Annotated in this window: 22 protein-coding genes; 8 read left to right on the forward strand and 14 right to left on the reverse strand. The window is 55.5% G+C overall.

Annotation, left to right across the window (positions count from 1 at the left end; all coding sequences use genetic code 11):
* Positions 1 to 67 precede the first annotated feature (67 nt).
* Positions 68 to 754: an orotate phosphoribosyltransferase gene (gene pyrE, locus AC4FIC_RS12285; protein ID WP_273286113.1), complete on the reverse strand. Its 687-nt coding sequence runs from the start codon at positions 752 to 754 to the stop codon at positions 68 to 70.
* A 100-nt stretch (positions 755 to 854) separates the two neighbouring features.
* Here pyrE and AC4FIC_RS12290 point away from each other — a divergent pair, with 100 nt between their 5' ends.
* Positions 855 to 1,679 carry an exodeoxyribonuclease III gene (locus AC4FIC_RS12290; RefSeq protein ID WP_227003725.1) on the forward strand — a complete coding sequence of 275 codons (825 nt, stop codon included), beginning with the start codon at positions 855 to 857 and terminating at the stop codon, positions 1,677 to 1,679.
* Here the strand turns inward: AC4FIC_RS12290 and AC4FIC_RS12295 are convergent.
* Complete coding sequence (locus tag AC4FIC_RS12295; protein WP_100255766.1) at positions 1,676 to 3,181, reverse strand: YifB family Mg chelatase-like AAA ATPase; 1,506 nt, start codon at positions 3,179 to 3,181, stop codon at positions 1,676 to 1,678. The genes AC4FIC_RS12290 and AC4FIC_RS12295 overlap by 4 nt on opposite strands.
* A gap of 114 nt (positions 3,182 to 3,295) precedes the next feature.
* Here AC4FIC_RS12295 and AC4FIC_RS12300 point away from each other — a divergent pair, with 114 nt between their 5' ends.
* On the forward strand, positions 3,296 to 3,811 hold the full coding sequence (locus AC4FIC_RS12300) for a hypothetical protein (protein ID WP_100255767.1): 516 nt from the start codon (positions 3,296 to 3,298) through the stop codon (positions 3,809 to 3,811).
* On the opposite strand, the gene AC4FIC_RS12305 is transcribed toward AC4FIC_RS12300, so the two are convergent.
* The 11 genes from AC4FIC_RS12305 to AC4FIC_RS12355 all read right to left on the reverse strand — a co-directional run bounded on the left by AC4FIC_RS12305 (position 3,808) and on the right by AC4FIC_RS12355 (position 16,458).
* Positions 3,808 to 4,773, reverse strand: coding sequence for a LysR family transcriptional regulator (locus AC4FIC_RS12305; RefSeq protein ID WP_287418542.1), 966 nt, complete (start codon positions 4,771 to 4,773; stop codon positions 3,808 to 3,810). The two genes, AC4FIC_RS12300 and AC4FIC_RS12305, sit on opposite strands and share 4 nt — an antisense overlap.
* A gap of 48 nt (positions 4,774 to 4,821) precedes the next feature.
* Positions 4,822 to 5,739 carry a 5-oxoprolinase subunit C family protein gene (locus AC4FIC_RS12310; protein ID WP_100255769.1) on the reverse strand — a complete coding sequence of 306 codons (918 nt, stop codon included), beginning with the start codon at positions 5,737 to 5,739 and terminating at the stop codon, positions 4,822 to 4,824.
* Positions 5,739 to 6,425, reverse strand: coding sequence for a 5-oxoprolinase subunit PxpB (pxpB, locus tag AC4FIC_RS12315; protein WP_273286106.1), 687 nt, complete (start codon positions 6,423 to 6,425; stop codon positions 5,739 to 5,741). Before pxpB ends, AC4FIC_RS12310 begins: the two co-directional genes overlap by 1 nt.
* Complete coding sequence (locus AC4FIC_RS12320) at positions 6,413 to 7,153, reverse strand: 5-oxoprolinase subunit PxpA (protein ID WP_273286104.1); 741 nt, start codon at positions 7,151 to 7,153, stop codon at positions 6,413 to 6,415. The genes pxpB and AC4FIC_RS12320 overlap by 13 nt, the downstream gene beginning before the upstream one ends.
* Positions 7,154 to 7,238: 85 nt before the next feature.
* Positions 7,239 to 8,543 carry a TRAP transporter large permease gene (locus AC4FIC_RS12325; RefSeq protein ID WP_100255772.1) on the reverse strand — a complete coding sequence of 435 codons (1,305 nt, stop codon included), beginning with the start codon at positions 8,541 to 8,543 and terminating at the stop codon, positions 7,239 to 7,241.
* The gene (locus tag AC4FIC_RS12330) at positions 8,543 to 9,061 is read right to left on the reverse strand and encodes a TRAP transporter small permease (protein ID WP_100255773.1); all 519 of its coding nucleotides are present in this window, start codon (positions 9,059 to 9,061) and stop codon (positions 8,543 to 8,545) included. Before AC4FIC_RS12330 ends, AC4FIC_RS12325 begins: the two co-directional genes overlap by 1 nt.
* A 57-nt stretch (positions 9,062 to 9,118) precedes the next feature.
* Complete coding sequence (locus AC4FIC_RS12335; protein ID WP_100255774.1) at positions 9,119 to 10,084, reverse strand: TRAP transporter substrate-binding protein; 966 nt, start codon at positions 10,082 to 10,084, stop codon at positions 9,119 to 9,121.
* A 26-nt stretch (positions 10,085 to 10,110) separates the two neighbouring features.
* Positions 10,111 to 10,914 carry a putative hydro-lyase gene (locus AC4FIC_RS12340; RefSeq protein WP_273286114.1) on the reverse strand — a complete coding sequence of 268 codons (804 nt, stop codon included), beginning with the start codon at positions 10,912 to 10,914 and terminating at the stop codon, positions 10,111 to 10,113.
* A gap of 182 nt (positions 10,915 to 11,096) precedes the next feature.
* Positions 11,097 to 11,750 (reverse strand): NAD(P)H-binding protein, encoded by a 654-nt coding sequence (locus AC4FIC_RS12345; protein WP_487778735.1) that lies wholly within the window; start codon positions 11,748 to 11,750, stop codon positions 11,097 to 11,099.
* A gap of 254 nt (positions 11,751 to 12,004) precedes the next feature.
* Positions 12,005 to 15,079 (reverse strand): efflux RND transporter permease subunit, encoded by a 3,075-nt coding sequence (locus tag AC4FIC_RS12350; protein ID WP_100255777.1) that lies wholly within the window; start codon positions 15,077 to 15,079, stop codon positions 12,005 to 12,007.
* Positions 15,079 to 16,458 (reverse strand): efflux RND transporter periplasmic adaptor subunit, encoded by a 1,380-nt coding sequence (locus tag AC4FIC_RS12355; RefSeq protein ID WP_100255778.1) that lies wholly within the window; start codon positions 16,456 to 16,458, stop codon positions 15,079 to 15,081. Before AC4FIC_RS12355 ends, AC4FIC_RS12350 begins: the two co-directional genes overlap by 1 nt.
* 75 nt (positions 16,459 to 16,533) lie before the next feature.
* Between AC4FIC_RS12355 and AC4FIC_RS12360 the strand changes: the two genes are divergently transcribed.
* From AC4FIC_RS12360 to AC4FIC_RS12375, 4 genes are all read left to right on the forward strand, one after another.
* The gene (locus AC4FIC_RS12360) at positions 16,534 to 16,848 is read left to right on the forward strand and encodes a GIY-YIG nuclease family protein (protein ID WP_227003726.1); all 315 of its coding nucleotides are present in this window, start codon (positions 16,534 to 16,536) and stop codon (positions 16,846 to 16,848) included.
* A gap of 153 nt (positions 16,849 to 17,001) precedes the next feature.
* A complete protein-coding gene (gene lgt / locus AC4FIC_RS12365) occupies positions 17,002 to 17,868 on the forward strand; it encodes a prolipoprotein diacylglyceryl transferase (protein WP_193437315.1) in 867 nt (288 codons plus the stop codon).
* On the forward strand, positions 17,865 to 18,716 hold the full coding sequence (locus tag AC4FIC_RS12370) for a thymidylate synthase (protein WP_100255781.1): 852 nt from the start codon (positions 17,865 to 17,867) through the stop codon (positions 18,714 to 18,716). The genes lgt and AC4FIC_RS12370 overlap by 4 nt, the downstream gene beginning before the upstream one ends.
* A 126-nt stretch (positions 18,717 to 18,842) precedes the next feature.
* A complete protein-coding gene (locus tag AC4FIC_RS12375) occupies positions 18,843 to 21,233 on the forward strand; it encodes a Lon protease family protein (RefSeq protein WP_100255782.1) in 2,391 nt (796 codons plus the stop codon).
* A gap of 45 nt (positions 21,234 to 21,278) precedes the next feature.
* On the opposite strand, the gene AC4FIC_RS12380 is transcribed toward AC4FIC_RS12375, so the two are convergent.
* The gene (locus AC4FIC_RS12380) at positions 21,279 to 22,646 is read right to left on the reverse strand and encodes a hypothetical protein (protein ID WP_100255783.1); all 1,368 of its coding nucleotides are present in this window, start codon (positions 22,644 to 22,646) and stop codon (positions 21,279 to 21,281) included.
* Positions 22,647 to 22,927: 281 nt separating this feature from the next.
* Between AC4FIC_RS12380 and mnmG the strand changes: the two genes are divergently transcribed.
* Entirely contained in the window at positions 22,928 to 24,814 is a 1,887-nt protein-coding gene (gene mnmG, locus AC4FIC_RS12385; RefSeq protein ID WP_100255784.1) for a tRNA uridine-5-carboxymethylaminomethyl(34) synthesis enzyme MnmG, read from the forward strand.
* Positions 24,811 to 25,455, forward strand: a complete 645-nt coding sequence (rsmG, locus tag AC4FIC_RS12390) for a 16S rRNA (guanine(527)-N(7))-methyltransferase RsmG (RefSeq protein ID WP_100255785.1) — start codon at positions 24,811 to 24,813, stop codon at positions 25,453 to 25,455. The genes mnmG and rsmG overlap by 4 nt, the downstream gene beginning before the upstream one ends.
* Position 25,456 lies beyond the last annotated feature (1 nt).

Here is a 25,456-nt window from a genome sequence, read left to right on the forward strand (position 1 = left end):
ATAGCGGCTCAGCGCAGTTCTGCCGGCCGCTCGGATTAGAGTCAGCCGATGCCCAATACTCCTGTGCTCAGTCTATGCCGTGCTCAGCTCGATAGGCGGCCATTTTTGGCAGATATTCGCTATAACGTGTGTCTTCAGCGATGTAGGCCATAATTTGGTCGAGGCGAATGGCCGGCAGTATCGATAAGCCATAGTCGCGTTCGAGCGCTTGAATCGCCGATAAGGCGGAATCCTGTAGTTTTTCCTGACGATCGATTAACACCACCGCCGCAACCAGTTGCGCGTCGGGGTGGTTCTCTAAAATACTCAGAGTTTCGCGAATAGCGGTGCCAGCGGTAATGACATCGTCGACCAGTATTACCTTGCCGCTCAATGGCGCGCCAACCAGTTGCCCGCCCTCGCCATGCGCCTTGGCTTCCTTACGGTTGAAGGTAAAGGGCACGTTGCGGTGATGAGCGCTGTTTAGCGCGATAACCGTCGAGGTCGCCAAGGGAATGCCCTTATAGGCCGGCCCAAACAGGGAATCGAACTCAATGCCAGACTCGATCAGTGTGCGGGCATAGATCTCGCCCAGTAATTGCTGCGATTGACCGTCATCGAACTTGCCAGCATTGAAAAAATAAGGGCTTTGGCGGCCGGATTTCAATGTGAAATCACCAAACTGCAGCACGTCTTTGTGGATCGCAAATTCAATAAATTCCTTTTGCCAGCGTTGGAGCGGCGCTGTACTTTGATGCGGATTTGGACTATTCATTAATTAGGTCCCTTTAAATAAAACAACAACAGATTGTATCTGTGGATATATACACCGCATTATACCTTATAATCGGTTAAGATATGCACCTTGAAAAACTATGTCATTCGCGATAAAGGCGACCAGCCCCTCGTGCGGAATTTTGGATTGGAAGGAACAGATGAAGGTCATCACGCTAAATGTAAACGGAATCGTTAATGCTGTCGAACGAGGCCTGCTGGAATGGTTTGCACAGCAGCAGGACGTGGATGTCGTTTGTCTTCAGGAAACCCGAGTCAAAGAGTATCAGCTCCCGACGAACCTACTTGAGATACCCGGTTTTTACGGTTTTTTCTTCGATGCTGAAAAAGACGGCTATGCCGGCACGGCGATCTATTCGCGCACCATGCCCAAGGCGATTATTCGCGGTTTTGGTCACCCCACCTTTGATCTTGACGGGGGGTTTATTCAGGCCGATTTTGACAACGTCAGTGTCGCCTCGGTTTGGGTCCCCCCGGCTCAATATATTGAAGATATAGAACATAAATTGGCCTATCTGGATGGGCTGCAACAGCATCTCAAACGCACCCGGCGCAAGCGCCGGGATTTTGTGTTTGCCGGTTGCTATCAGGTTGCACATCGCTCGGTCGACCTGGGCAATTGGGAAAGCCATCAGCGCGAGCCGGGTTTTCTGCCCGAAGAGCGTGCCTGGATGGATCAGGCACTGGGGCCCATCGGGTTTATCGATGCCTTCCGCCTGGTTAATCGTCAAGATCGGCAGCATACCTTTTGGCCGTTCGATGAAGCCCAGGCCAATGGCGCCCGCATCGATTATCAACTGATCACGCCAAATCTGGCCGATTACGTGCTCGATGCCAAAATCATCCGCGAACCGCGCTTGAGTCCTCATTGTGCCTTTATGGTCGAGTATGATATGGACCTCTAGCCGCCGGCGCCGGTGAGCTTTTCCAGTTGCCGGCAATTGAGCGCCTCGATCAGGGCCTGCCGATCTATGCTGGGTTGGCCATTGAGATCGGCAACGGTTCGGGCCACCCTGAGTAAGCGGTGGTAGGCCCGGGCACTCAGGCCGAGCCGATCGATCGCCTTCTCGAGCAGTTGCTGTTCCGCCTGGCCCAGGGCGCAAAATCGGTCCAACTCCTGCCCTGCCAACTCACCATTAGCACAACCCTGCCGTGCCATCTGACGATCCCAGGCCTGCCCAACGCGCGCGCGCACCGTGGCCGAGGACTCCGGATGCTGGTGCGCCAGCAGTACCTCCTTCGCCAAGGTGGGCACCTCTATATGCAAATCGATGCGATCCAAAAAGGGCCCGGACAGCCGCGCAATGTACTTTTGAATTTGTTCCCGACTGTAACGCGCCGAACGTGGATCATTGGCCGCATAACCACCCGGCGTCGGATTCATGGCGGCAACGAGTTGAAAGTTGGCGGGAAATTGACAGTGTCGCGCAGCTCGGGCGATATTAACGCTCTGGCTTTCCATCGGTTCGCGCAGTACATCAAGCACGGCACGAGGGAATTCCGCCAGTTCGTCGAGAAAGAGCACACCCCGGTGGGCCAGCGTGACCTCGCCCGGCCGCGGCACACTGCCGCCGCCGATCAGGGCCGCGGCCGAGGCCGAATGGTGCGGTGCCCGATAGGGCCGTTTGCGCCATTGCATGGCTTGTCCGGCAACAGATTGCACGGCTGCGACCTCGAGCGCTTCGGCGTCGGTCAACGGTGGCAAAATACCGGGCAGGCGCGAGGCGAGCAGGGTTTTGCCCGTGCCCGGTGGGCCAAAATAAAGCAGATTGTGGCGCCCGGCGGCGGCAATCTCGAGTGCGCGCCGTGCCGCATGCTGACCCTTTACATCGGCCAGATCGGGGTAATGGCTTGGGGCGGCCGCCAACAGACGATTTGGTCTGGGTAACGCGGCGGATGGATCGCATAGCATGCGCGTGACCTGGAGCAGGTGGTCCGCGGCGAAGACCACCTGATTTTCGACCAGGCTGGCCTCTTGGGCGTTTTCAGGGTTGCACACCAGCACCCGGCCCGCCCGTTGGCAGGCGAGCGCGGCAGGCAAGGCACCCGGACCGCGGCGCAAATACCCGCCGAGCGATAGCTCTCCGAGCCACTCATAGCCGTCCAGGGCCTTGCCATCGATCTGCTCGCTGGCGGCAAGGATACCCAAGGCAATAGCCAGGTCGAATTGGCCGCCTTGCTTGGGCAGATCGGCCGGTGCCATATTGACGGTGATGCGCGCATTGGGGAAGTCGAACTGACTATTGAGAATCGCCGAGCGAACCCGATCTTTCGCTTCTCGGACCGCCGCTTCGGCCAGGCCGACGATGGAAAAGGCGGGCAGACCACCGGACAGGTGAGCTTCAATAGTGACTTCTGGCGCGACCATGCCCAGATGGGCACGACTGTAAGTGATGGCAACGGTCATAAGCATCCTTGCGCAGACTGTGAATTTCTGACAACGTAGGACACAGAGATAATAAAAACAACCGTGGTGGCCCGGTCCTGTGATCCGCCGCCCATTATAATAAGACATTTATACGTGCCCATTTTGACTTCACTGCAGCAAAATCATCGCCCGTTAATGGCCCTCGCCCTGCTCGCCTCGGCGCTGCTATCTGGCGTGCTGTTTTACCGCTCCTTTCACCTCCATGTAACGCTGGTGGACGAGTTTCAACAGATCTTGGCCGAGGTTGCGGCGGGTGAGCAGGGTTTGAGCGCCAATCAGTATCGACGGATGGCTTTGGCTGAGCAGGAAAGCGCGCGCACATTGATCAGCCTGCGCGCCGATTTGGCCGCCAGCAACTCGCCCGACAGCGACGCGCATGCCCTGCTGCTGTTAGCCGAAGCGACCGCCTTTCTGCACGATCCGGATCGCTTTCAGGCTTGGCTCGAAGCCCAACTGCAGGCCATCGAGACGCCCAGCTCGGACTGGACTCGAACGGTTTTGGCATCGGGTGCACAGGAGATTAAAACGGGGCGTTGGTGTCTGCAGATCGAACAGGTGGGAAGCGATTGGCTGTTAACCTCGCTCGCTGACTGCACCACCGAGCGCTAAGACGCTTCCGACTCGGCGGGCTGGCGCGGCCGCGTAAGTGGGCCACCAATAATGATTTCGTTGATGTCGGAGTCGATGTAGTTGTTCGCCGTGCGCACCGCGAGCCGGGCCGAGCTTTCAGCCAAGGAATTGTAAGGCGACGCCAGGTAGGTTGCGGTGAAGTTGAGTTCCGTTGGCGTCCAGGCGACATCCAGAGCCTTGACCACCTGGTGCGCCAGAGCCTGCTGCACCATGCTCTTGGGCAAGGTCGCCACGCCAACGTTATCGACCGCCAAGCGGAAACAAGCGGCCAGTGAGCTGGAGGAAATAAAGCGCACAGACTTCGAACTCTCTTCGCGAAAACGATCTTTGATCTCTCGAAAGGGTTTGGTATTGCGCGCATAGGTGAGGATGGGCCATTGGGTTAGCTCGTCGAGTTCCAAGCGCCGATCGGGTATGTCTAGCCCGGCACCGGCGACCCAAACTAAGGGAAAGTTACACAGCGCTAAGTTGACGGTGGTCGGTTCTAATACCGGTCCCATTAAAAAGGCTAAATCGATGGTGCGCGCCGCCAACGCCTTGCTCAGCTCGGTGGTGACATCGACGGTCAGCTCAACTTCCAAATTCGGCATTTCAATATTGAGGGTTTGCAAAAAGGCCGGTAACCAGGAATGCACAATGGTTTCCGAGACACCGATGCGGATAATGCCCGAATCCTTGTTCTTGTTCATACCGCGCTGCTTTATTTCCTCTTGAAGCAGGAGGATCTTCTCGGCGAAGGGCAGCAGTTCGACCCCCTTGGCGGTGAGCGCTATGGGCGCAGGACCGGGTACCCGTTCAAAGAGGATCACGCCCAACTCGCTTTCTAAGCTCGCGATGCGGTTTGAGACCGCCGGTTGGGTGGTATGGAGAATTTCTGCTGCCTTGCGAAAACTGCCTAAGCTGGCGACCCAAACATAGGTTTTCAAATTATTTATATTCATCGGAAAACCTTAATAAGGGAGCTTCAACGGCACGGTACAAGGAGGCTTCTACGCGAAGTTGCGCTCAAACAACAGACGTCTATTTTCGGCATCGGCGACATCCATTAGTTTAAAGCTCACCCAATCACCTGGCATGGCTTGCCCCAACAAGGCCAGATCCAACGAAAACACCGTACCAATCTTGGGATATCCGCCAATAGTTTGACGGTCGCGCATCAGCACTATGGGTTGCCCATCACTGGGGATTTGCACCGAACCCAAGGCAATGCCTTCTGAAACTATACCATTTATCCCGGTTTCAATGGCATCCCCTTTCAAGCGATAGCCCATGCGATCAATCTTGTCCGTGACCCGATACTGGCCGGAGAAGAACAGCGCCCGCTGCAGCGCCGGAATGGCCGTAAACTGGTAACCGGGAATTAGCCCCAATTCGATGCTACGACGGTAAGTCGGTATGGCCCACTCTGGCATGGTGCGCTGCGGAGCCGGTCGGGATTGTTCTGCGGCGATCCGGTCGCCCACCTTGATAGCGGAGCCGTCGCCGAGCATACCGCCAACCTTTTCGCGTTTGACGGTACTGGCACTGCCGAAACTTTTCTTACATTGGATACCACCGAGCAATGCCAGGCAGGCGCGCATACCCTGCACCGGCGTGGCAAAGCAGAGTCGGTCTCCGGGCCTTAGCTCAAGCCGTCGCCAAGGTTTGACCGGCAAGCCATTTAAGGTTGCGCCGAGGTCTGCGCCGGTGAGGGCAACCGAACAGGCCGCTTGGCATTCTAGGCCCAATTGGCCGTAGGTAATTTCCAGGCTGGCGCTGTCCAATGGATTATCCAACAACCAATTGGCCCAGCAATGGGCGACCTCATCCATCGGTCCGCTGTGGGTCAGCCCATGGGCGCCATAGCCATAGCGGCCGCGATCGTGAATTTGGGCCAGCAAACCGGTTTTAACGACGACTAACGACATTAGCGTTGCCCCCCCTTCGCCAGATAATCGGCCTCCGATATGGGTTCAAAGCGCACCTTACAACCGGTTTTGAGGAAGGCGAACTCATCACTGTCCCAGTCGACCATCTTCTGCCAGGTACGGCCAATGACCTGCCAACCGCCAGGCGACTCGCTCGGGTAGACGGCACTTTGGTTGTCGGCCAATGAGACACTGCCGGCGGGTATTTTTAATCTCGGGGTTTTTCGTCGGGGCACAAAGAGACTCTTGTGGGTGTTGCCCAAAAAGCCAAAACCCGGACTAAAGCCAATCGCATAGACACGGTACGACTGACCGGCATGTAAATCGATGATTTGCTGCGTCGTGAGGCCGCAGTATTGCGCGACATACTCTAGATCGTTGACCGCACCAATGCCGTAACACACTTCGATGACCAGGGTTTCCAAGGCTTGATCGACCAGTTCAGTGCTTATAGTGCGCTGGTAAGCCTGGCGCAATATGGCCGCCATCGCGAAGCGATCGATCAGCCTTAGGTTAAAAGTTACCAGCACGGAGGTATAGGACGGCACCGTATCGAGCACGACCTCGGCATGGCTAAGCCACAGCAAGTCGTTAAAGTGTTTAACCCGCATGGCAACTTGATCGGAAATTGTTTCGCCAAAATAGACAATCCACGTATTTTCATTGACGGGACTTATTTCGAGCATCCGGCAATGACCTCACGAATCACCTGCGCGGTTTGCACGGCATTGGGCTCGTCACCGTGAATACAGAGGGTATCGGCCTGAAAGCGAACCACCTTGCCGGAGATCGAGGTAACCGAGCCCTGAGTCATTATCTGCTCGGTTTGGGCCCTGACTTGCTCGGCTGTCTTATAGACAGAACCGGCTATGCTGCGACTGAGCAAGGTGCCGTCGTCGGCGTAGGCACGATCGGAAAAGGCCTCAAACTGGACGCGTATCTTATGCGTATCGGCGAGCCGTCGGATCGCATCGGAATCGGGTGCGGCCAGCACCAGCAGCGACAACTGGTCGTTATAGTCGTGCAGCGCTTGCATCACGACCGCCATCACCGCCCGATCGGCGAAGACTCTATGGTAGAGCGCGCCATGCGGTTTGACATAGTCCACCCGGCTGTTGTTGGCTCGGCAAATCGCATCGAGCGCGCCGACCTGGTAGAGAACCATGGCGCGTATGTCTGCCGTCGGAATGGCCATATCACGGCGGCCAAAACCCTGTAAATCAGGATAGCCCGGGTGAGCGCCGATGCTGGTACCCGATTGCACGGCAAGCTTTACCGTGCGTTCCATTATTTGTGGGTCCGAGGCGTGAAAGCCACAGGCGATATTTGCCATATCGACCAACGGCATCAACTCGGCGTCGTTGCCCATTTCCCATGAGCCGAAGGCTTCACCCATATCGCAGTTTACGTTCAAGCTATAACTCCTGATTATCGATTAACCCCAACGGTATCAATTTAGAGCGGCAAAGGCCGCAGGTTTATATCAAGTCAGTGGATCATTATTGGTTCATTGAATAGGGCAGATAGGTGGCGATACCCGGGAAAATATAGATCAGTATCAGGGCGAGAAATATCAGCAAGAAAAAGGGTAATGCCGCCCGCGCCACATAGAGAATATTCTTGCCCGTTAAGGACTGAATGACAAAGAGATTAAAACCAACCGGTGGTGTTATTTGCGACATCTCCACGACCAGCACGATAAAGATACCGAACCATAATAGATCGATACCCGCCTGCTCGATCATCGGCATGACCACCGATACGGTCAATACTACAACCGAAATGCCATCCAGAAAACAACCGAGAATAACGAACAGTAGCGTTAGTGCTGCGAGCAGTTGAAATACAGTGAGGTCGAGGCTGCCAATGCTTGCGGCCAATGAGCGGGGGATGCCGAGAAAACCCATAGCGAGACTTAAAAAATGCGCGCCGACGAGAATAAGGCCGATCATGCACGAGCTTTTTACCGCACCCAATAAACTCTCGTTAAAGGTGGTCATATTCAGCGTGCCGGTCACAAAGGCCAGTAACAGAGCACCAAAGACGCCCAGGGCAGCCGCTTCCGTTGGGGTGGTAAAGCCGGCATAGATGGAACCGAGGACAAAGCCAATGAGGCCGAGAATGGGTAAGAGTTTTTTTAGCGCCTTGAGTTTCACCCTGAAGCTGAGGTCAGCCGCATCGTCCTGGGGTACCTGGTCTTTGTTCAGTAAGGCCCAAATAACGATATAGCCCATGAACAAAAAAACCAACAATAACCCGGGCAACGCGCCGGCAATAAAGAGTCGGGAGATAGAGACTTCGGCGGCGACGCCATACACGATCAGGATGATCGATGGTGGAATCAATAGCCCCAAGGTACCGGAGCCGGCCAACGTACCGATAGACATACGATCGCTATAGCCGGCCTTCTTAAGCTCCGGCAAGGTCATGCGACCGATGGTAGCCGCGGTTGCCGCGGACGAACCCGAGACCGCGGCAAATATGCCACAGCTGAGCACATTAACATGGAGCAACTTACCCGGCAGACGGTTGAGCCAGGGTGTTAAGCCTTCGAAGAGATCAGACGCTAAGCGAGTACGGAATAGCACTTCACCCATCCAGATAAACATCGGTAAGGCTGTCAATGTCCAGTTGGTACTCGCTCCCCACGTTGTTGTGCCGAACAGTAAACCAATTTGCCCATTATCAACTAACATCAGGCCAATAATACCCACCCCGATAAGGGCCAAGGATACCCATACACCAATCGCGAGCATCAATAGCATCGAGGCGACCAGCACGATTGAAATTACGACAAAATCCATTAGATCTCCTCCAGGTTAACTTCGCCTTCGTGCTGGGTATAGATCGGCAGCTTGCCACCGAGCATTGCGGCCAGCGCATCAAGGACTGCCAATAAGAGCCCGGTCGACCCCAGACCCACTGGTACCTGTACCGCCCAGAGTGGCATGGGGATATAGCCCTGTGTGAGCTCTTCAAAGAGGTAAGATTCCCAAATCATATACCAGCTATACCAGCAGACAAACGAGGCCAACACCAGACCGATGATCAGGACAAAAAATTCTTGCGCAAAGCGCGCCTTGGGGGGGAGGTTTTGAAAGAGTAATGTTACACGAATATGACCACCATCCCTAAAAGTGTAGGCCAGGCCAAAAAAAATGGAGGCCGATAAACAGTAGCCGGATATATCTTCAGCAGAGGGGACGATAAAGCCCAATAGTCGGCCAATGATTTGAGCTAAAACCACCACCATAATAATGATGATGCACAGGCCCGATAGATAACCGGAAGCCAGATATAATCGATCTTTATAGGAATGCATAAAATGTCCCACGCAAAAGGCCCCCGACAATAGCTTGCCGGGGGCGATAAAGCTTGATTACTTGTTATAAGCTTTGAGAATTGCGCCTACTTCTTTTGGAGCTTCTGCCAACCACTCGTCGGACATCACTGCACCGATCGCTTTGAGCTCAGTGATCAGTTGATCAGTTGGTGCCGTTACGATGATGCCGTTGTCAATCAGGGTCTGAGTATCCTTACGAGCCTGTTCAACCACGCCGGCCCAGCCGCTCTTCTCTGCATTTGCAGCCGCTTCCAGGATGATGGCTTGGGTTGCCTTGTCTAAACGCTTGAATGCGCGCGTATTGACAATAACCATATTTTTCGGGATCCACGCGTCGATCGACGTGTAGTGAGTCAGATAATCCCAAGCCTGACCATTGGCGCCGGTTGATGGCGATGTCACCATTGAATCGATGATGCCGGTGCTGAAGGCTTGTGGGATATCCGGTACCTGAACCGTAGTAGGCGTCGTGCCCATTAGGTCAGCCAGGCGAGACGTGGATGGGCTGTAGGCACGCATCTTGGAATCGGATAGGTCAGCCAACGATGCGACTGGGAATTTGGTATAGAGACTTTGCGCAGGCCAAGGCACTGCGTAGAGCAACATCAGGCCGTCTTTTTTGAGCAACTTCTCCATTTCTGGCTTAGCGGCCAACCACAACTTCTCGGAGTCGGCATAGCTGGTTGCTACGAAGGGCATGTTGTCGTGCTTAAACACCGGGTGTTCATTGCCGAGCGTGCCGATAAAAACTTCGCCCAACTGCACCTGGCCAGATTTTACGGCGCGTGGAATCTCGGGATGTTTAATTAACGAGGCACCGGAGTGAACGGTAATGACCAACTCGCCACCGGTTTTAGATTTAATTTCTTCAGCAAATTGATAGGCTATTTTAGTCGGCATATTCGCATCGCCATAAGGCGTTGGCATGTTCCATGTTTCAGCGGACGACTGCACACCTATTGTGCTGGCAAGAACGGCTAGGCCAATAACTTTTTTTATCATTTTTTTTCACCTTTTTATTAAAATGGTTACAGAACGGCTAACTCGTCGTTCAATTTGTCCGTCACTAACATTTTGCCAGGGACATGTGTAATGCACAGTGGTGGCTTGGCATTACGGATGGCGACCTGTGGCGTAACACCACAAGCCCAAAAAACGGGTATTTCATCATCGTTGACCGGCACACTGTCGCCATATTCTGGCTTGGCCAAGTCTTCGATGCCGATCTTATTCGGCATGCCAATATGGATCGGCGCGCCATGCGCTTTAGGCAATCGAGTGGTTATTTGAATCGCACGGATGGCGTCTGCCGGCTTGAACGGCCGCATGGTAACGACCGTGTTACCGAAAAACTTCGCACTCGGTGCCGTGGCGATATTGGTTTCAAACATGGACACATTCCGGTCCAGATCGATATTGCGTATCGACAAGCCGGCACGCAATAAGGCTTCTTCAAACGAGAACGAACAGCCTAGGACAAAACTGACCATGTCATCAGACCAATACTGTTCAATGTCTGTGACCTGCTCGACCAGTTCCCCGTCCTTAAAGACATTGTACTGGGGAATGTCAGTGCGAATATCGATATCCGCACCGAGCGCCGGCACCATGGCATCGCCAGGCTTAGACATGCTGATCAAAGGGCAGGACACCGGGTTTAAATAACAATAGAGCAAAAAATCTTCCGCCCAAACCTTGGGCAGAATAACCACATTACCCTGCACTAAGCCGGGCACCAGACCACTGGTGTAGCCCGTAAAGGAACCATCACGAATGTTGTGGCGCAATAGATGGGCTTTGTCCAACAGTTCGGCGTTTTGATTGTTAGCCATGGAGCAGTAACCTTGATTTGAACGATGCAGCCAATCTAGCTCGAATCGAAAAGCAAAGTCTAATTATTATTTATTGTCATTATTGATAACTAAAACTTATATAGGGGGGTGCTTTGGGCAAAAAACGCCGTCATCGATTGGGTTGCCTGTCGAATACCGTTCAAGGCGCGGTCGAATTGCGCCTAACTAACGGCGGCTATCAGTTGCTTCGACGGAATGCGTCGGCAACCCAATTGGCCATCCAATGCGACGCGGATAAGCACCGCAGCAACGTCCTCCGCCTGGACCGGTCGATAGGTGCGCAGCGGGCCGATAAAGATAAAAGATAAGCCGGAAAAAAGCACCTGTGCGATCCGCTCGCCGAGCCGGAAGGTCGACCGTTTGCCGAGCAAGAGTGAGGGCTGGGCGATGGTTAGCGAGTCGAACTGCAGGGCCACCAAGGCCGCTTCCATGCGGCCCTTGGTAGCCAGGTAAAAATTCCCGGCGTCGGCGTCGGCACCCAGGCTGGAAACTACGACAAAGCGCCGGTAGCCGGCCTGCTTTGCCGCTCTAGCCAGATCGAGCACCCGGCCAAAGTCTACCTCGGCAAAGGCTTCGCGTGAGCCGGCCTGTTTGATTGTGGTGCCCAGGGCACAGATAACGGCATCGGCGTTGTCGCTAACCGGGGGTAAGGCCAGCGGCATAAAATCGCTGATCCATTGATGATGGTGAGCGTGCAGTGGTGCAATGGGGCGACGCACCAACAAGAGCACCTCGTCGACCCGATCGGGCGCTAGCTGTTGCACCAGATGCGAGCCGATTAGACCGGTTGCGCCGGCAATGAGAATGTTAGCCATAATAGGGTTTCCGGTCGGTGTACTGCCCCAGATTAGGGGCTAGCGATACCAATGCATTGGGGTTGGCGTATAGGTGTTTGCGAATACCTACACGCGGAATGGAATGATATTGGTCGTATTCGATCGAAAAGGCCAGGCCTGCTTTCGCCCCAGGGCGCTCGACGGCCTGGGGTTGCTCCTTATTGAGGCAACCCCATTGCCGAGAATGGCCCGGTTCGTTCAGTGACGGCAGGCGGTAGCAGGTTGGTGGTCGCTCACCCGGCGGGAGACCAACGGCGCTTCAGGCGGTTGACGCGCTCGATGACTTGTTCCAAGGTCAACAGCATTGCCGGCACAAAAAGGAGGATCAGCACGGTCGCAAAGAGCAAGCCAAAGACCAGGCCGGCGGCGATTGGTTTGAGGAATTGGGCATCCAAGCTGGTTTCAAACAGGAATGGCGTCAGGCCGCCGACAGTGGTCAGAGTCGTCAGCAGAACAGGCCGCAAGCGACTGGCCACCGCCTCTTCTAGCGCGCCATAGAGAGGCATGCCGTCTCGGCGTAGATCCCGATAGACACTGATCAGCACGATACTGTCGTTGATCACAATCCCCGAGAGGCCGAATAGACCGAGTACCGACAGAGACGACAGCGGCAAGTCGATCAGCCAATGGCCATAGATGGCTCCGGTCAGGCCAAAGGGAATGGCGACCAGGATGGCCAATGGCCAGACCCAGCTTTCAAACACCCACGCCAGAATGCCGTAGATCAGAGCGAGTACGCCAATCAACACCAGGGTGGCGTCGGCAAAAAATTCGCGCTGGCCTCGGGCATCGCCACTCAAGCTCACCTCTAAGGTGCCATAGTTGGCCCGAACGCCGGGTAACACGGTGTCATCCAGTAAGCTGTACATGCCATCGCTGGTCATCACACCGGCATCGAGGGTGGCACTGACATTAACCGAGATCTCGCCATCCTCTGCGCGGATGCCATCGAGGCCCCGTTGATAGCGGCTGATCATCAGATCATCGAGTGGGATCAATTCATCATTCAGGGCGAACGGCAGGCTCAAAATAGCCAAGATATCGCTGCGTTGCCGTTCCGGGAGCAGTACCCTCAAATTGAGAGTTTGCAAACCGGCGACCTGATCGGCCGCGCTGACACCTTCGATCGCTTGACGTAAAAACCCAGCAATGCTCGCTTCAGAGATACCCAAATCCCGTGCCAGGGGCGTCAGTTCAAACTGCAGTTGCTCATCGCCATAGGGCAAGGAATCGATGGCATCGGACAACCCGGGAACCCCATTCAATTGACCCTGCAGGGCCATGGCCGCCGATTTTAGGGTGTCGATATTGTCGCCGGTCAGGGCGATCACGATATCGCCCGACTCCCCGCCCCAGCGGTTGCCGCGACCAAAACTGATATTGTCAATTTCAGAGGGCAAGGTGGTGGCCGCACGCCATTGATTGACCAGCTCTTGGTTGGTGTAGGGCCGGTCCTGATCGCTGATCAGCTCAACATCGATGCGCGCCCGATTGGCTTGGTCGCCCTGATTCCGGATAACCAGAGCCGTCTTGATAAAGTCGTAGCCGGTTTGGTCCTCAACCTCTTGCAAGGTCTGGGTCAGTTGATCGATAAAGGCGTCGACCTTGCCGGGCAAGACGCCTTCGGCGAAGGTCACACTGACCGATAAGGACGGTGATTCAACCGAGGGTTGAAACTGGAACGGCACAATTTTGCTGCTCACCATGCCAAGGGCCATTATAAGATTGGCGAGGATAAAGGCCATCAAGATCGGCCGATGTGTCAGGCTCCAGCGAACAATCGGTCGGAACCAGTTGTCGCGCAAGCGATTGAAGGCAGCGTCAAGTTTTTGGCGCATCGGGCGGTCTTTTTTGTGGTGGCTGTGCGACAGATGGCCGGGCAGGATCAAAAAGCACTCGACCAGTGAGGCAACGATGGCCACGGAGACGATAATCGGGATGTCGCGCGCCAACTGTCCGATCGGCCCACCAATCAGCATCAGTGGCAAGAAGGCCGCCATGGTGGTTAAGCTCGAGGCGAGCACTGGCGGCCACATCTTTTTCGCCGCCTGCAATGAGGCGGCACTGGCCGACATGCCCTGTTGTTGATAAGCCCGGGCCTGTTCACCGACCACGATGGCATCGTCGACAATGATGCCGAGTGCGATCATGAAGCCAAACAGGCTGATGGTATTCATGCTGACGCCGGCCTGAGCCATAAACAGGAAGGTGGCAAAAAAGCTGATCGGAATGCCCATGGCGACCCAAAAGGCGAGCCGGCTGTTGAGGAAGAAAAACAACATCACCAGCACTAAGCCCATGCCGAGAGCGCCATTTTTGAGCAACAGACGCAATTGCGCTGCGACGATTTGCCAAGTTTCATTGTAGACATGGATCTGCACGCTGGCCGGCAGGGTTGGCGTGAAGGTGCTCAGCCAGGTCTGCATGGTCTCGGCGTTGTCGAGTGTATCCTCACCCGGCGTGCGCATCAGCGACAGGCGAACGGCTGGCGTGCCTTCGAAATAGAGTGCATTGGAATTGCGATTGATGACCCGTTCGATCTGCGCGATATCGCCTAGGCGCAGCGCGCTGCCATCGTCTAGGGTGGTGACGATCAGATCGTACAGGCTGGCAAAATCGATGTTCGGCGTTTGCGATAGCAGCTGCAGGGTTAGAGCATCACCGGTCGAGGTGCCGGCCGGTTGCGCGGTATATTCGGCGCCAATGGCGCTGGCAATCTGAGCCAAGGTCAGGCCAGTATCGAGCAGTCGCTCGGTGCTCACCGCAATCTGCACCTGTTGGCGCGGGATGCCTTGCAGATTGATTTGCGCAAAGCCGGCCTGCAACAGTTGGCTTTCCATCTTGTAGGCCAGATCGGCCAATTCGTCAGCCGGCACCTCGCCATAGATCAGCAGGTCGGCGACATTTTCGCGCCGCTGTGGACTGCTGATGCGCAAATCGTCGACCGGTTCGGGCAAGTCGACGGCGTTTACCGCTGTTTCAATGATATCGCGCGCCGAACTGAGGCTCTCGGCCCGGTCGGACAGACTGATCCAGAGGCCGACTCGGCCAGAGTTGGCGCTGGTCGAGATCGAATCGATCTCGGGTAGGCCTACCAAGGCCTGTTGTAAGGGGATAGCGACGGTGCGATACATGTCTTCGGCACTGACGCCACCCCAGGTCGCTGAGACGCTGACGCGATCGAAGCCGAAGTCGGGAAAAAACTGATTATTGACCTGATTCAGACCCCAGATGCCTGAGGCGATAATCACAATCATGGCACCATTGGCGGCGATGCGGTGTTTGGCAAAGGTTTCTATCCAGCCCATCACGGTCGCGCTCCGTCTTTAGACGTCACGATGGCCACGGCCATACCACTGACTGGCGTCTTCAGGCGAGTGGTCACCACGGACGCGCTATCGTTGAAATCTGGGCTGCGCACCAAGTAGCCACGCTGCGTGCGGCCCAATATCTCGATATCGGCCGCGTTGATTACGCCGTCCGCAAATAGATAGACCCGCTGTTGATCGTAGACCGCGGTAACCGGCACCTCGACGGCGGGCTCGGCGATAGGGTAACTGATGGTCAGGGCGACGTGGCTGCCCGGCAAGAACGCCACCGGGTTCACGCCACTGGGGACTAGGGTCAGCCGTTGGGCACCGGATTCATTGATCGGACGCAACGCCTCAACTTGCCAAGCGTAACCCTGACTGTCAACGGCGCTGATCTGCGTGGCGTTGAGCTGATCCAAGCGGTAGCGCAGCGGTACGCGCACAAACAGCGCTAAGCTGGCTGGGTCGTAGAGTTCCACTAGGACATCGCCACTGCGCAGTTCCTGACCCTGAGTGACCGATACTTTGGCGACCAGGCCGGCGAATGGGGCCGTGACTTGAAGATCAGCAACCACTTGTTTGGCGAGGCGAATTTGACTGGCGAGGGCATCGCGTTGTGCCAACATCTGCGCCATCTGATCGGTATATTGCGCCAACGTGAGCTGTCGATTTTGCACCGACATCAGCTGCGTCTGATACGCCCGTAGGGCGGCCTCATAGTCGCTGCCGGAGGTGAGCTGCTGGGAATTTAGGCTGGTGAAGCGGTCGACGCTGTTTTTGGCGATGCGCAACAGCTCGCGGTCGATCGTTAAGGAGGCCTGGTCATTATCGTGTTTGAGTGTTTCATTGCGAATTCTCGCGGCCAGTTCCTGCTGTGCGGACCGGCGCTGTGTCAAGGCTTCCTGCGCCGAGTCGGCCGATAAGCTGAGCAGGCCTTGACCCAGCTCGACCGTCTGGCCTTCACTGACATCGAGCGCCAGCACGCGTGCGTTGCTGGTGGCACTCAGGCGGGTGTGATGCTGAGCTTGAATTACCCCAAACAGGTCGAGCTGGGCCAGTGTCTTGTCGGCTAGGGCGGGCACGATTTCAACCGAGGTTGCGCCCTGTTTGCCGAGCTGACCGGCACCTCTAAAACCACGACCCCTTGAAGGGGCTGGCGCCTTTGCTTTCGCCTCGCCCGGTGCCGCTTGTGCTGCGTCGGTTTTGCGCGCGTCAGCGCCTGGCTTGGCCTTTGGCTCACTGGATTCTGGGCTCGGCGCGCTCACGGGGGTTGCCGGGCGACCCCCATACGAGTTTTCCTTGGGCGCGTTCATCATTCGATAGGCACCCAACGCGATGGCCAAGATAACCACCGGGATAATAATTTTCTTCAGCATGTGACGTCTACTTTGATTTTAGTTGTCGGATATTGATAGAGTGTGGCCGAACAATGTGCAAGAAAAATGAATCAGATGACAACAATAACGCACTGGTGGGTCTATTTGCTGTCCTGCGCCGATGGCACCCTATACACCGGGATCACCACCGACCTGACTCGCCGCGTCGCGGAGCATAATGGCCTCCGACCGGGTGGTGCGCGCTATACCGCTGCGCGCAAACCGGTCCAGCTAGTATACGCGGAAGCCAGTGCGACCAGATCAACCGCCGGGCAGCGCGAATACCAACTCAGGCGACTGCCGCGCCCACACAAGTTAGCCCTGGTCGCCGCCTACCAAGCTGAAACGCTCGCCGACCGGGCGCCTATGCCAGTATCAACAGCAGACTAAAACCTCTGCCCAGTGGCAGTGAAACCTAACCAGACCGTTGCGTGGACACCGCGCCGATCCGGGGTCTGACGCTGCTCACCAGAGTCCCTAGGGCTTACAGTGGGGCCGGCTTTTGCTACACTGGCGAAAATTCTCCTAAGGATTGCCATGTACATGGTGCACCCCCAATTTGACCCGGTTGCCTTTAGCCTTGGGCCCCTGTCTGTCCACTGGTACGGTATCATGTATCTGCTCGGCTTCTTGGTCGGTCAGTATCTTGGTATTTGGCGCGCGGGGCGCGACGCTTGGCGTAACTTCAGCACCGAGGAGGTCAAGGATTTACTCTTCTATATAGTGGTCGGCATCATCATCGGTGGTCGGGTCGGTTATGTGTTTTTTTACCATTTCGATCTGTTTATACAAAACCCGCTCTACCTAGTTAAAATTAATCAGGGCGGCATGAGCTTCCACGGCGGATTTCTCGGGGTTGCCGCAGCAGTCATTCTGTTTGCCCGCAAGACCGGTAAGGCGATCTTCAGTGTTGGCGATTTTGTTGCGCCCTTGGTTGCGCCGGGCATTCTGTTTGGTCGCTTTGGTAACTTTCTCAATGGCGAACTTTGGGGCCGACCAACCGACGTGCCTTGGGCGATGATCTTCCCTCAGGCCGGTGATGCCATCGCTCGCCACCCGTCACAGCTCTATCAGATGGCGGGCGAAGGCTTCCTTCTGCTGGTCTTGCTCTGGTGGTGGAGTGCGCAGCCAAGGCCGCGCATGGCGGTCTCAGCGATGTTTATGATCGGCTATGGCGTGTTGCGTACCGCGGCCGAGTTTTTCCGCCAACCGGATCAACATATTGGTTATCTGATGGGCGGCTATCTCACCCAGGGTATGTTGCTGAGTGTGCCATTGATCTTGGTCGGTGGCGCGATGATGGTGTTCGCCTATCGGCATCCGGTGTTCGATGTCTTGCTGCCAGAGGGTAAAAAAGCCAGCGCCGGTCAAAAATCCTCCAAACGCAAAACACGGGCTAAGACAAAATGAAACAGTATCTCGAGCTCTGCCGGCGGATCGTCGATGAAGGTCATTGGATCAGCAATCAGCGCACCGGTAAGCGTTGCCTGACGGTAATTAATGCCGACTTGGAATACAATGTCGCGGCCAATGAACTGCCGTTGATTACCACCCGAAAAAGCTATTATCGTTCAGCCATCGCCGAGTTCCTCGGCTATATTCGCGGCTATGATAACGCCGCCGACTTTCGCGCCCTGGGCAGTAAAACTTGGGATGCCAACGCTAACGAGAACAGCGTTTGGCTGAACAATCCGGCGCGCAAAGGTCGCGACGATATGGGCCGGGTCTACGGGGTTCAAGGGCGAGCTTGGGCCACCCCCGATGGCGGCCAGGTCGACCAGCTGCGCAAGATCGTCGATGATCTGCGCCAGGGTATTGATGACCGTGGCGAGATCCTCAGCTTTTATAATCCAGGCGAGTTTGATTTGGGCTGCTTACGACCCTGCATGCACAGCCACACCTTCTCCTTACTGGGCGATACGCTCCACCTGACCAGTTATCAGCGCTCCTGTGACGTGCCACTCGGGTTGAATTTTAATCAGGTGCAGGTGTTCTTTTTTCTCGCCATTATGGCCCAAATCACTGGCCACAAAGCGGGTATGGCCTATCATAAGATAGTCAACGCGCACATCTATGAAGACCAGTTGCCGCTGTTGCGCGACGTTCAGCTGCACCGAGCGCCCTTCGCGTCGCCCAAACTGATTATCAACCCAGCGATCCGCTCGCTCGAAGACCTGGAAACCTGGGTTACGTTGGACGACTTCTCGGTCGAGGGTTATCAGCATCACGAGCCTATCGCGTACCCCTTTTCAGTCTAATCACGTTGGCTGGCAACTATTCGCTGGGTTCTAATGGGCGGATACCAGCCAGTACAGCAACGTATTTAATGCCACATCGGTCCCGATCAGACGTCGGGGCTAATTGTTTATAAGGTTCTGTCGACTATGTTTCCAAAGGTCCCAAGTTTGGCCGTTACTGATCTAAGTGCCCATATCGACTTAAGTCATCTCAATATCGAATCGACGTCCGATCTAGTAGGCGTGTCCAACTTCCTCGGCCAGCCGCGGGCGAAAAAATCGCTCGAGTTTGGCATTGCCATGCGTGGCAGTGGCTACAACCTCTATGTTATGGGCGATGCCGGCACCGGGCGGCAATCGTTGGTGTCCAAGTACGTGCGCGAACTGGCCGAGTCGCAGCCGGCGCCAAGCGAATGGGCCTATATCAATAACTTCGACACGCCGCGCGAACCAGAGGCGCTGGAATTGCCCGCCGGGCGCGGAGAAGAATTGAAGGCGCAGATTAGTCAGTTCGTAAACGACCTGCTCGATACCTTCCCCGCGACCTTTGAAAACCCAAGTTATCAGCGCAAACGCACGGCGATCGAACGCGATTTTAATCAGAAGTACGATGCCGCGATGAAGGTGGTCGAGCGCTTTGCCAATGACAAGGAGGTCGCCGTGGTCTCCGATGGCGGCTCGGTGTTGCTGTTGCCGATTGTCGACGGGCAGGCCTTAGATGACACCGAATTTGCCCAGTTGCCGGAAGAGCGGCGCAGTGAATTTCAGGATCGAATCAATGATATCGAAGAGTATCTCAATGAACAGGTCCTGGAGCTGCCTACTTGGCGGCGCAAGAGTTCCGATGCGTTTCGGCAGCTGACGCTGGAAACGGTGCAGCAGGCGATCAAGCCGCTGCTCAAAGAGCTCGAGGTAAAAAATCAGAGTCTGCTGTCGGTTTTACGCTTTTTTCGTTCGGTGAAAACGAATCTGCCGCCCTTGATTATCGATCTGTTTGCCGATGAGGCGACCGCCGAGAGTCGCACCGAACAGGAAAGCCGGCAAATGTTGGAACATTGGCTCAAGCCGAATCTGATGATGCATCATGATATCAATAACGGCGCGCCGGTGGTCTACGAGATGTTGCCGACTTACCAGAATCTGTTTGGCCGGATCGAATATTCGACCCAGCAGGGCATGCCGATTACCAACTATCAGCTGATTCGCCCGGGCAGTCTGCTTAAGGCCAATGGCGGCTACCTGATCCTCGATGCGGAAAAACTGCTCCAGGAACCTTTCGCTTGGGATGCGCTCAAACTGGCCTTAAAAACCAAAGAGCTGAAGATGGAGTCACCCTTTATTGATGCGACCTTGATGCCGACGGTGACCCTCAGTCCGCAATCGATCAAGTTAAATATCAAGGTGATTTTGCTCGGCCCGCGCGATATCTATTATCAGCTGCAGGAGTGGGACCCAGAATTTATGGAGCTGTTTCGTGTCCCGGTCGACTTCGACAGCTTTATCCCGCGCACGCGCGATAATATCGACAACCTTATTTTGCGCATCAAGGACTACGGTGAAGAAAAGGGCTTCCGCCCGCTAACCAAGAGTGCCTTGGTGCGCCTAATCGAATTTAGTCTGCGTGAAGCCGAACACCAGCACCGTCTGTCGGCCCAGGTCGTCAAAGTATTCAAGGTGTTTGCCGAGGCCGACTTTATCTGCCGCCATCAGGACGATCGCCTGATCGATGCCCACCACATTACCGAGGCACTGGCCGCAGCCGAGTACCGCAACGGCCGGATCGCCGATCAGATGTTGATGGAGATCGAAGAGGGCACCATCCTGATCGACACTACCGGCGAGCGAGTCGGCTGTGTCAACGGCCTCACGGTGATGGAGATCGGTGAGAGCCACTTCGGCTCGCCGGCGCGCATTACCGCGACGGTGCATGTCGGTGGCAAGGGTGTGGTCGATATCGAACGGGAAGTCGAGCTGGGTCAGTCGTTGCACAGCAAGGGCGTGATGATTCTAAGTGGCTTCCTCGGCCATGAGTTTGGCCGTACCTTCCCCTTGACCCTGTCATCCCATATTGCCATGGAGCAGAGTTATGGCTATATCGATGGCGACAGCGCCACCGTGGCGGAGTATTGCTCGCTGATGTCCGCCATTACCCGTCTGCCGGCACGGCAGAATTTGGCGATCACTGGATCGATGAACCAGTTAGGCGAAGTACAGGCCATTGGTGGGGTGAACGAAAAAATTGAAGGCTTCTTTAAACTCTGTAGCTTGCGCGGTCTAACCGGAGAGCATGGTGTGATCGTGCCCCAAGACAATGTGAAGCACCTGATGCTGCAGCAGAGCGTGATCGATGCCGTAGCGGCCGGTCAATTCACCATCTATGCCGTTAAACATGTCTACGAGGCGCTGCATCTGTTGACCGATTGTGAACCGGGCGAGGCCGATCTGAAAGGCGACTTCCCGGCTGAGAGCTTGAATGGTAAAGCTCAGCTAGCACTTAAAACGCTCTATGAGTTGTATCAGGAAACCGACGAAGAGTAACGCTAGGACGCGCGCGATGGGCGCGCCCCTTGAGGCGGTCTGTTGTTAGAACAGGCTGTCGAGCCCGATCTTCATGCTCAGACCGACGCTTAAACCGGAGGCGGTGGCATTGGCGTTGAGCAAATAACCGGCCTCGATCGCAAAGATGACATGCTTTGCTAGCACCGTTGGGATATTAGCGTCGGTATAGATGTAGGAACCAAAGCCGTCGGCCCCGTACATCAAATCCATGCCGTAACGAAAGCTTTCGGAATTATTCAGCGCCGAATTAGCACCGAGGCCTAGGTACCAGTTGGCACCATAGGCACCGCGCAGGCGAAATGCTAGATCTGTGCTCAGCCCAGACTCGACATTGATCCCAGCATTCCACAAGGAAACCGTCTCGCCCAGCACACCATAGTTGGTTTGGGCCAGCACCAGCTGGTTACGGTGTAAGTAACTGATCTCTTCAATATAGTCGTTTTCGTTGACTAGGGCCTTGGCCAGATTGTAGTGGTCAGAGCGGGCTATCTCGCCGCGAGCACTGTTGCTTTGGGCTTCAGTGATACGAATCCGACCGACCACTTCACGGAATGACTCATTCGCATCGATCACCTTGATGTCTTTGTAAACTGCAAAATAGGCACCTGGCACGACGCCGGACTTGCGACCGATATTCAGTGCGACCTTATTATCGAGCTTCGACAGCACCTGACCGCGCGTCTGAATACTTTGGTCGGCCAGCTCGACCCAGTCGTCATTGCGGATCGATGGGCGACCAAGGTGAATCTTAGCGATGGAATAGATCGCGCTGACTTCGATAATCTCGATGATACCGGTCTGGTCATCGACAAAGCCAAAACTCTCACCGGAACCGCTTTTGATCTCGGTGCCGCGGCGAAAGACGCGGAAGATCTGACCCACCTCGACATTGGCATTCTTGCCCAGGTCAAAATAAATTTGGTCGCTATTGACCTTGACCACCGAGCCTAGCTCGCGAAACTCTCGCTTGAGCATAAGCGGCAGTTCGTACTCTAACTGGGCCAATAGGGCCGTTAATTCTTTGTAGCGAAACTCAAGCGCGCGTTGGATAGTCAGGTCACCGGTGCCGACATTATAGAGCGACATCGTGACGGTGGCTCGATTCCGTTTGGGCGTGTACAGGGAGACCACGGCGAGGTTTTCGAGCTTGGCCCGACTGGCCGCTTCGAGCATCGCTTCGATGGCCGCTTCGCTATCGGGCCGCACGGACGTCTTAGCGTTAGACACTTGGTAGTCTTGCAGCCGGTTGATTGCGCTGGAAGCAATCAACCGCAGATCGGGGCGAGATGCCAGATTATCATCGGATAAATCGGTTACCAGCAAGACATTGCCAGCCGCCATCAAGGTGCCGGATAAAAATAGCGACACCAGTCCCAACCATTTAAAAGTCATTTTGCACTCACCTAGTAATCGATTCAATTTTGCGAGTATATACTAGTGTCTAGCAATCGGATAATTTGATCACGGCAAACCAGCATGGTTACGGGGGTTTAGGGCCTTTTTCTGGGCGCCGTTGGCCGACCAATGGCAACCTAAAGACATTTTTAAAGCGGTTTTCACAGCAAAGGCAAAAATCAGCTGTGCAATGAACCGGTTCAACGTATAATCTCGCACCCTTTTTAATCTATTTTGGTTGAAAATCGGCCAATTATGGCAAGACGACTGAGGTGTGTGTGGATTTTCCTAAGCAATATGATGTGATCGTAATAGGTGGAGGCCATGCCGGCACCGAGGCGGCGTTAGCGGCGGCTCGTATGGGCAGCCAAACCCTATTGCTAACGCACAATATCGACACCATCGGGGTGATGTCCTGCAATCCGGCCATCGGTGGCATTGGCAAGAGCCACCTGGTTAAGGAAATAGATGCCTTGGGCGGCGCGATGGCGATGGCTACAGACCGTGCCGGCATCCAGTTTCGCATACTCAATGGTCGCAAGGGTCCAGCTGTGCGCGCCACTCGTGCCCAGGCCGATCGCCAGTTGTATCGCGCGGCGATCCGCGAGATCGTCGAAAATCAGCCGAATTTGGAAATATTTGCTCAGGCGGTCGACGATCTGATGCTCGCAGGCGACCGCATCGTGGGTGCGGTCACCCAAACCGGGATTCGCATTCGCGCCAAGACCGTGGTGCTCACCGCCGGTACCTTCCTGGGCGGCAAGATTCACGTCGGCATGGACAACTACGCCGGTGGCCGCATGGGTGATGCCCCCAGCCTGTCGTTGGCGGCGCGCTTGCGCGAGTTGCCGCTGCGGGTTGGACGCCTTAAGACTGGCACCCCGGCGCGCATCGATTCACGCTCGGTCGATTTCAGCGTCTTGGCCGAGCAACCGGGCGACACGCCCTTGCCGGTAATGTCCTTTATGGGCTCGGTTAGTGACCATCCGCGCCAAGTTAGCTGTTATATCGGCCACACCAATGAGCAAACGCACGACATTATTCGCAATAACTTGCACCAATCACCGATGTACGCCGGCGAGATTGAAGGTACCGGGCCGCGCTATTGCCCATCGATTGAAGATAAGGTGGTGCGCTTTGCCGATAAGACCAGCCACCAAATCTTTGTCGAGCCCGAAGGTCTCAATACCTATGAGCTCTACCCCAATGGCATCTCGACCAGCCTGCCGTTTGATGTCCAGGTCGCCTTCATCCGTTCCATGAAGGGTTTTGAAAATGCGCATATAACGCGACCCGGTTACGCCATCGAGTACGACTATTTTAACCCGCAAGACCTGAAGCACTCGCTCGAGTCGAAGTTTATCGAGGGCCTGTTCTTTGCCGGACAGATCAACGGTACCACCGGTTATGAAGAGGCCGCTGCGCAAGGGTTGTTGGCCGGTATCAACGCGGCGCGCACCGCACAAGGTGAGGCTGTCTGGTCACCACGGCGCGATGAAGCCTATATAGGGGTGTTGGTCGACGATCTGATCACCATGGGCACCCTGGAGCCGTACCGCATGTTTACCAGTCGGGCCGAATATCGCCTGCTGTTGCGCGAAGACAACGCCGACGCTCGCTTGACCGCCATCGGCCATGATCTGGGGTTGGTTGGCGAAACCCGTTGGGCCGCGTTTAACCGCAAGCAAGACGCCATTGCCATTGAGCAGGAGCGGATGCGCACGACCTACGTCCAATCGTCATCCAACGCGGCGACCGCCTTGGCGAGCAAGCTGAAGTCGCCCCTATCGCGTGAATACAGCCTGGCCGATCTGTTGAAGCGACCCGAGTTAAGTTACCAAGACTTAGCGCAGGTTGCGCCACCGACCGCGGACCTGGCTCTGGACGAGCAGGAGCAGGTTGAAATTGCGGCCAAATACGAGGGCTACATCCAGCGCCAACAGGACGATATCGATACCTTGCGCCGCCATGAAGACACCAAGTTGCCAGATAGCCTCGATATTGACCTAATCGGCGGCCTATCGAACGAGGTGCGGCAAAAGCTCAAGGCACAGCGACCGGAAACCCTGGCGCAGGCTTCGCGCATATCGGGTGTAACACCGGCGGCCCTATCGATGCTTTTAGTGCATATTAAAAAACACAAAGCGAGTCGACAAAGCGCATGACTGACGCATATCGAAATAGGCTTGAGGGCGGCATCTTGACCCTCGGACTGACGCTACCGGCGGATGCCGTGACCCGTTTGCTCGAGTTCCACGCGCTGCTGGTAAAGTGGAATAAGACTTATAACCTGACCTCGGTGCGCAAGGCCGATGAGATGATCGATCGACATTTGCTCGACAGCTTAAGTATGCTGCCCTTTATCGGTTCCGGCGCGCTGCTCGATGTTGGCACCGGGGCTGGCCTGCCGGGCATGGTGCTGGCCTTAGTAAGGCCGGACCTGCCGGTTTGGCTGCTCGACAGTAACGGCAAAAAAACCCGGTTTCTGAGCCAGGTCAAGATGATGTTAGGCGTCGACAACGTTACCGTGGTTCAGCATCGACTCGAAAGCTGGCAACCGGAGCGAGAATTCGCCCAGATCACCTCTAGAGCATTCGCAACCCTTTCTGATATGGTAAGCTTCTCGCGACATCTGCTCGCCGATGACGGCCGTTTTTTAGCTATGAAGGGCCTCTCGCCCGATGCAGAGCTGGCTGAATTGCCGCCCGAAATCAAGCTGCTGGCCATTTCGCCCCTTACAGTTCCCGGTACCGATGGTCAGCGCCATCTGGTGGAACTGGGGCTACAGACACCCTTGAAGGATTAAA

This window comes from Reinekea sp. (assembly GCF_982785585.1).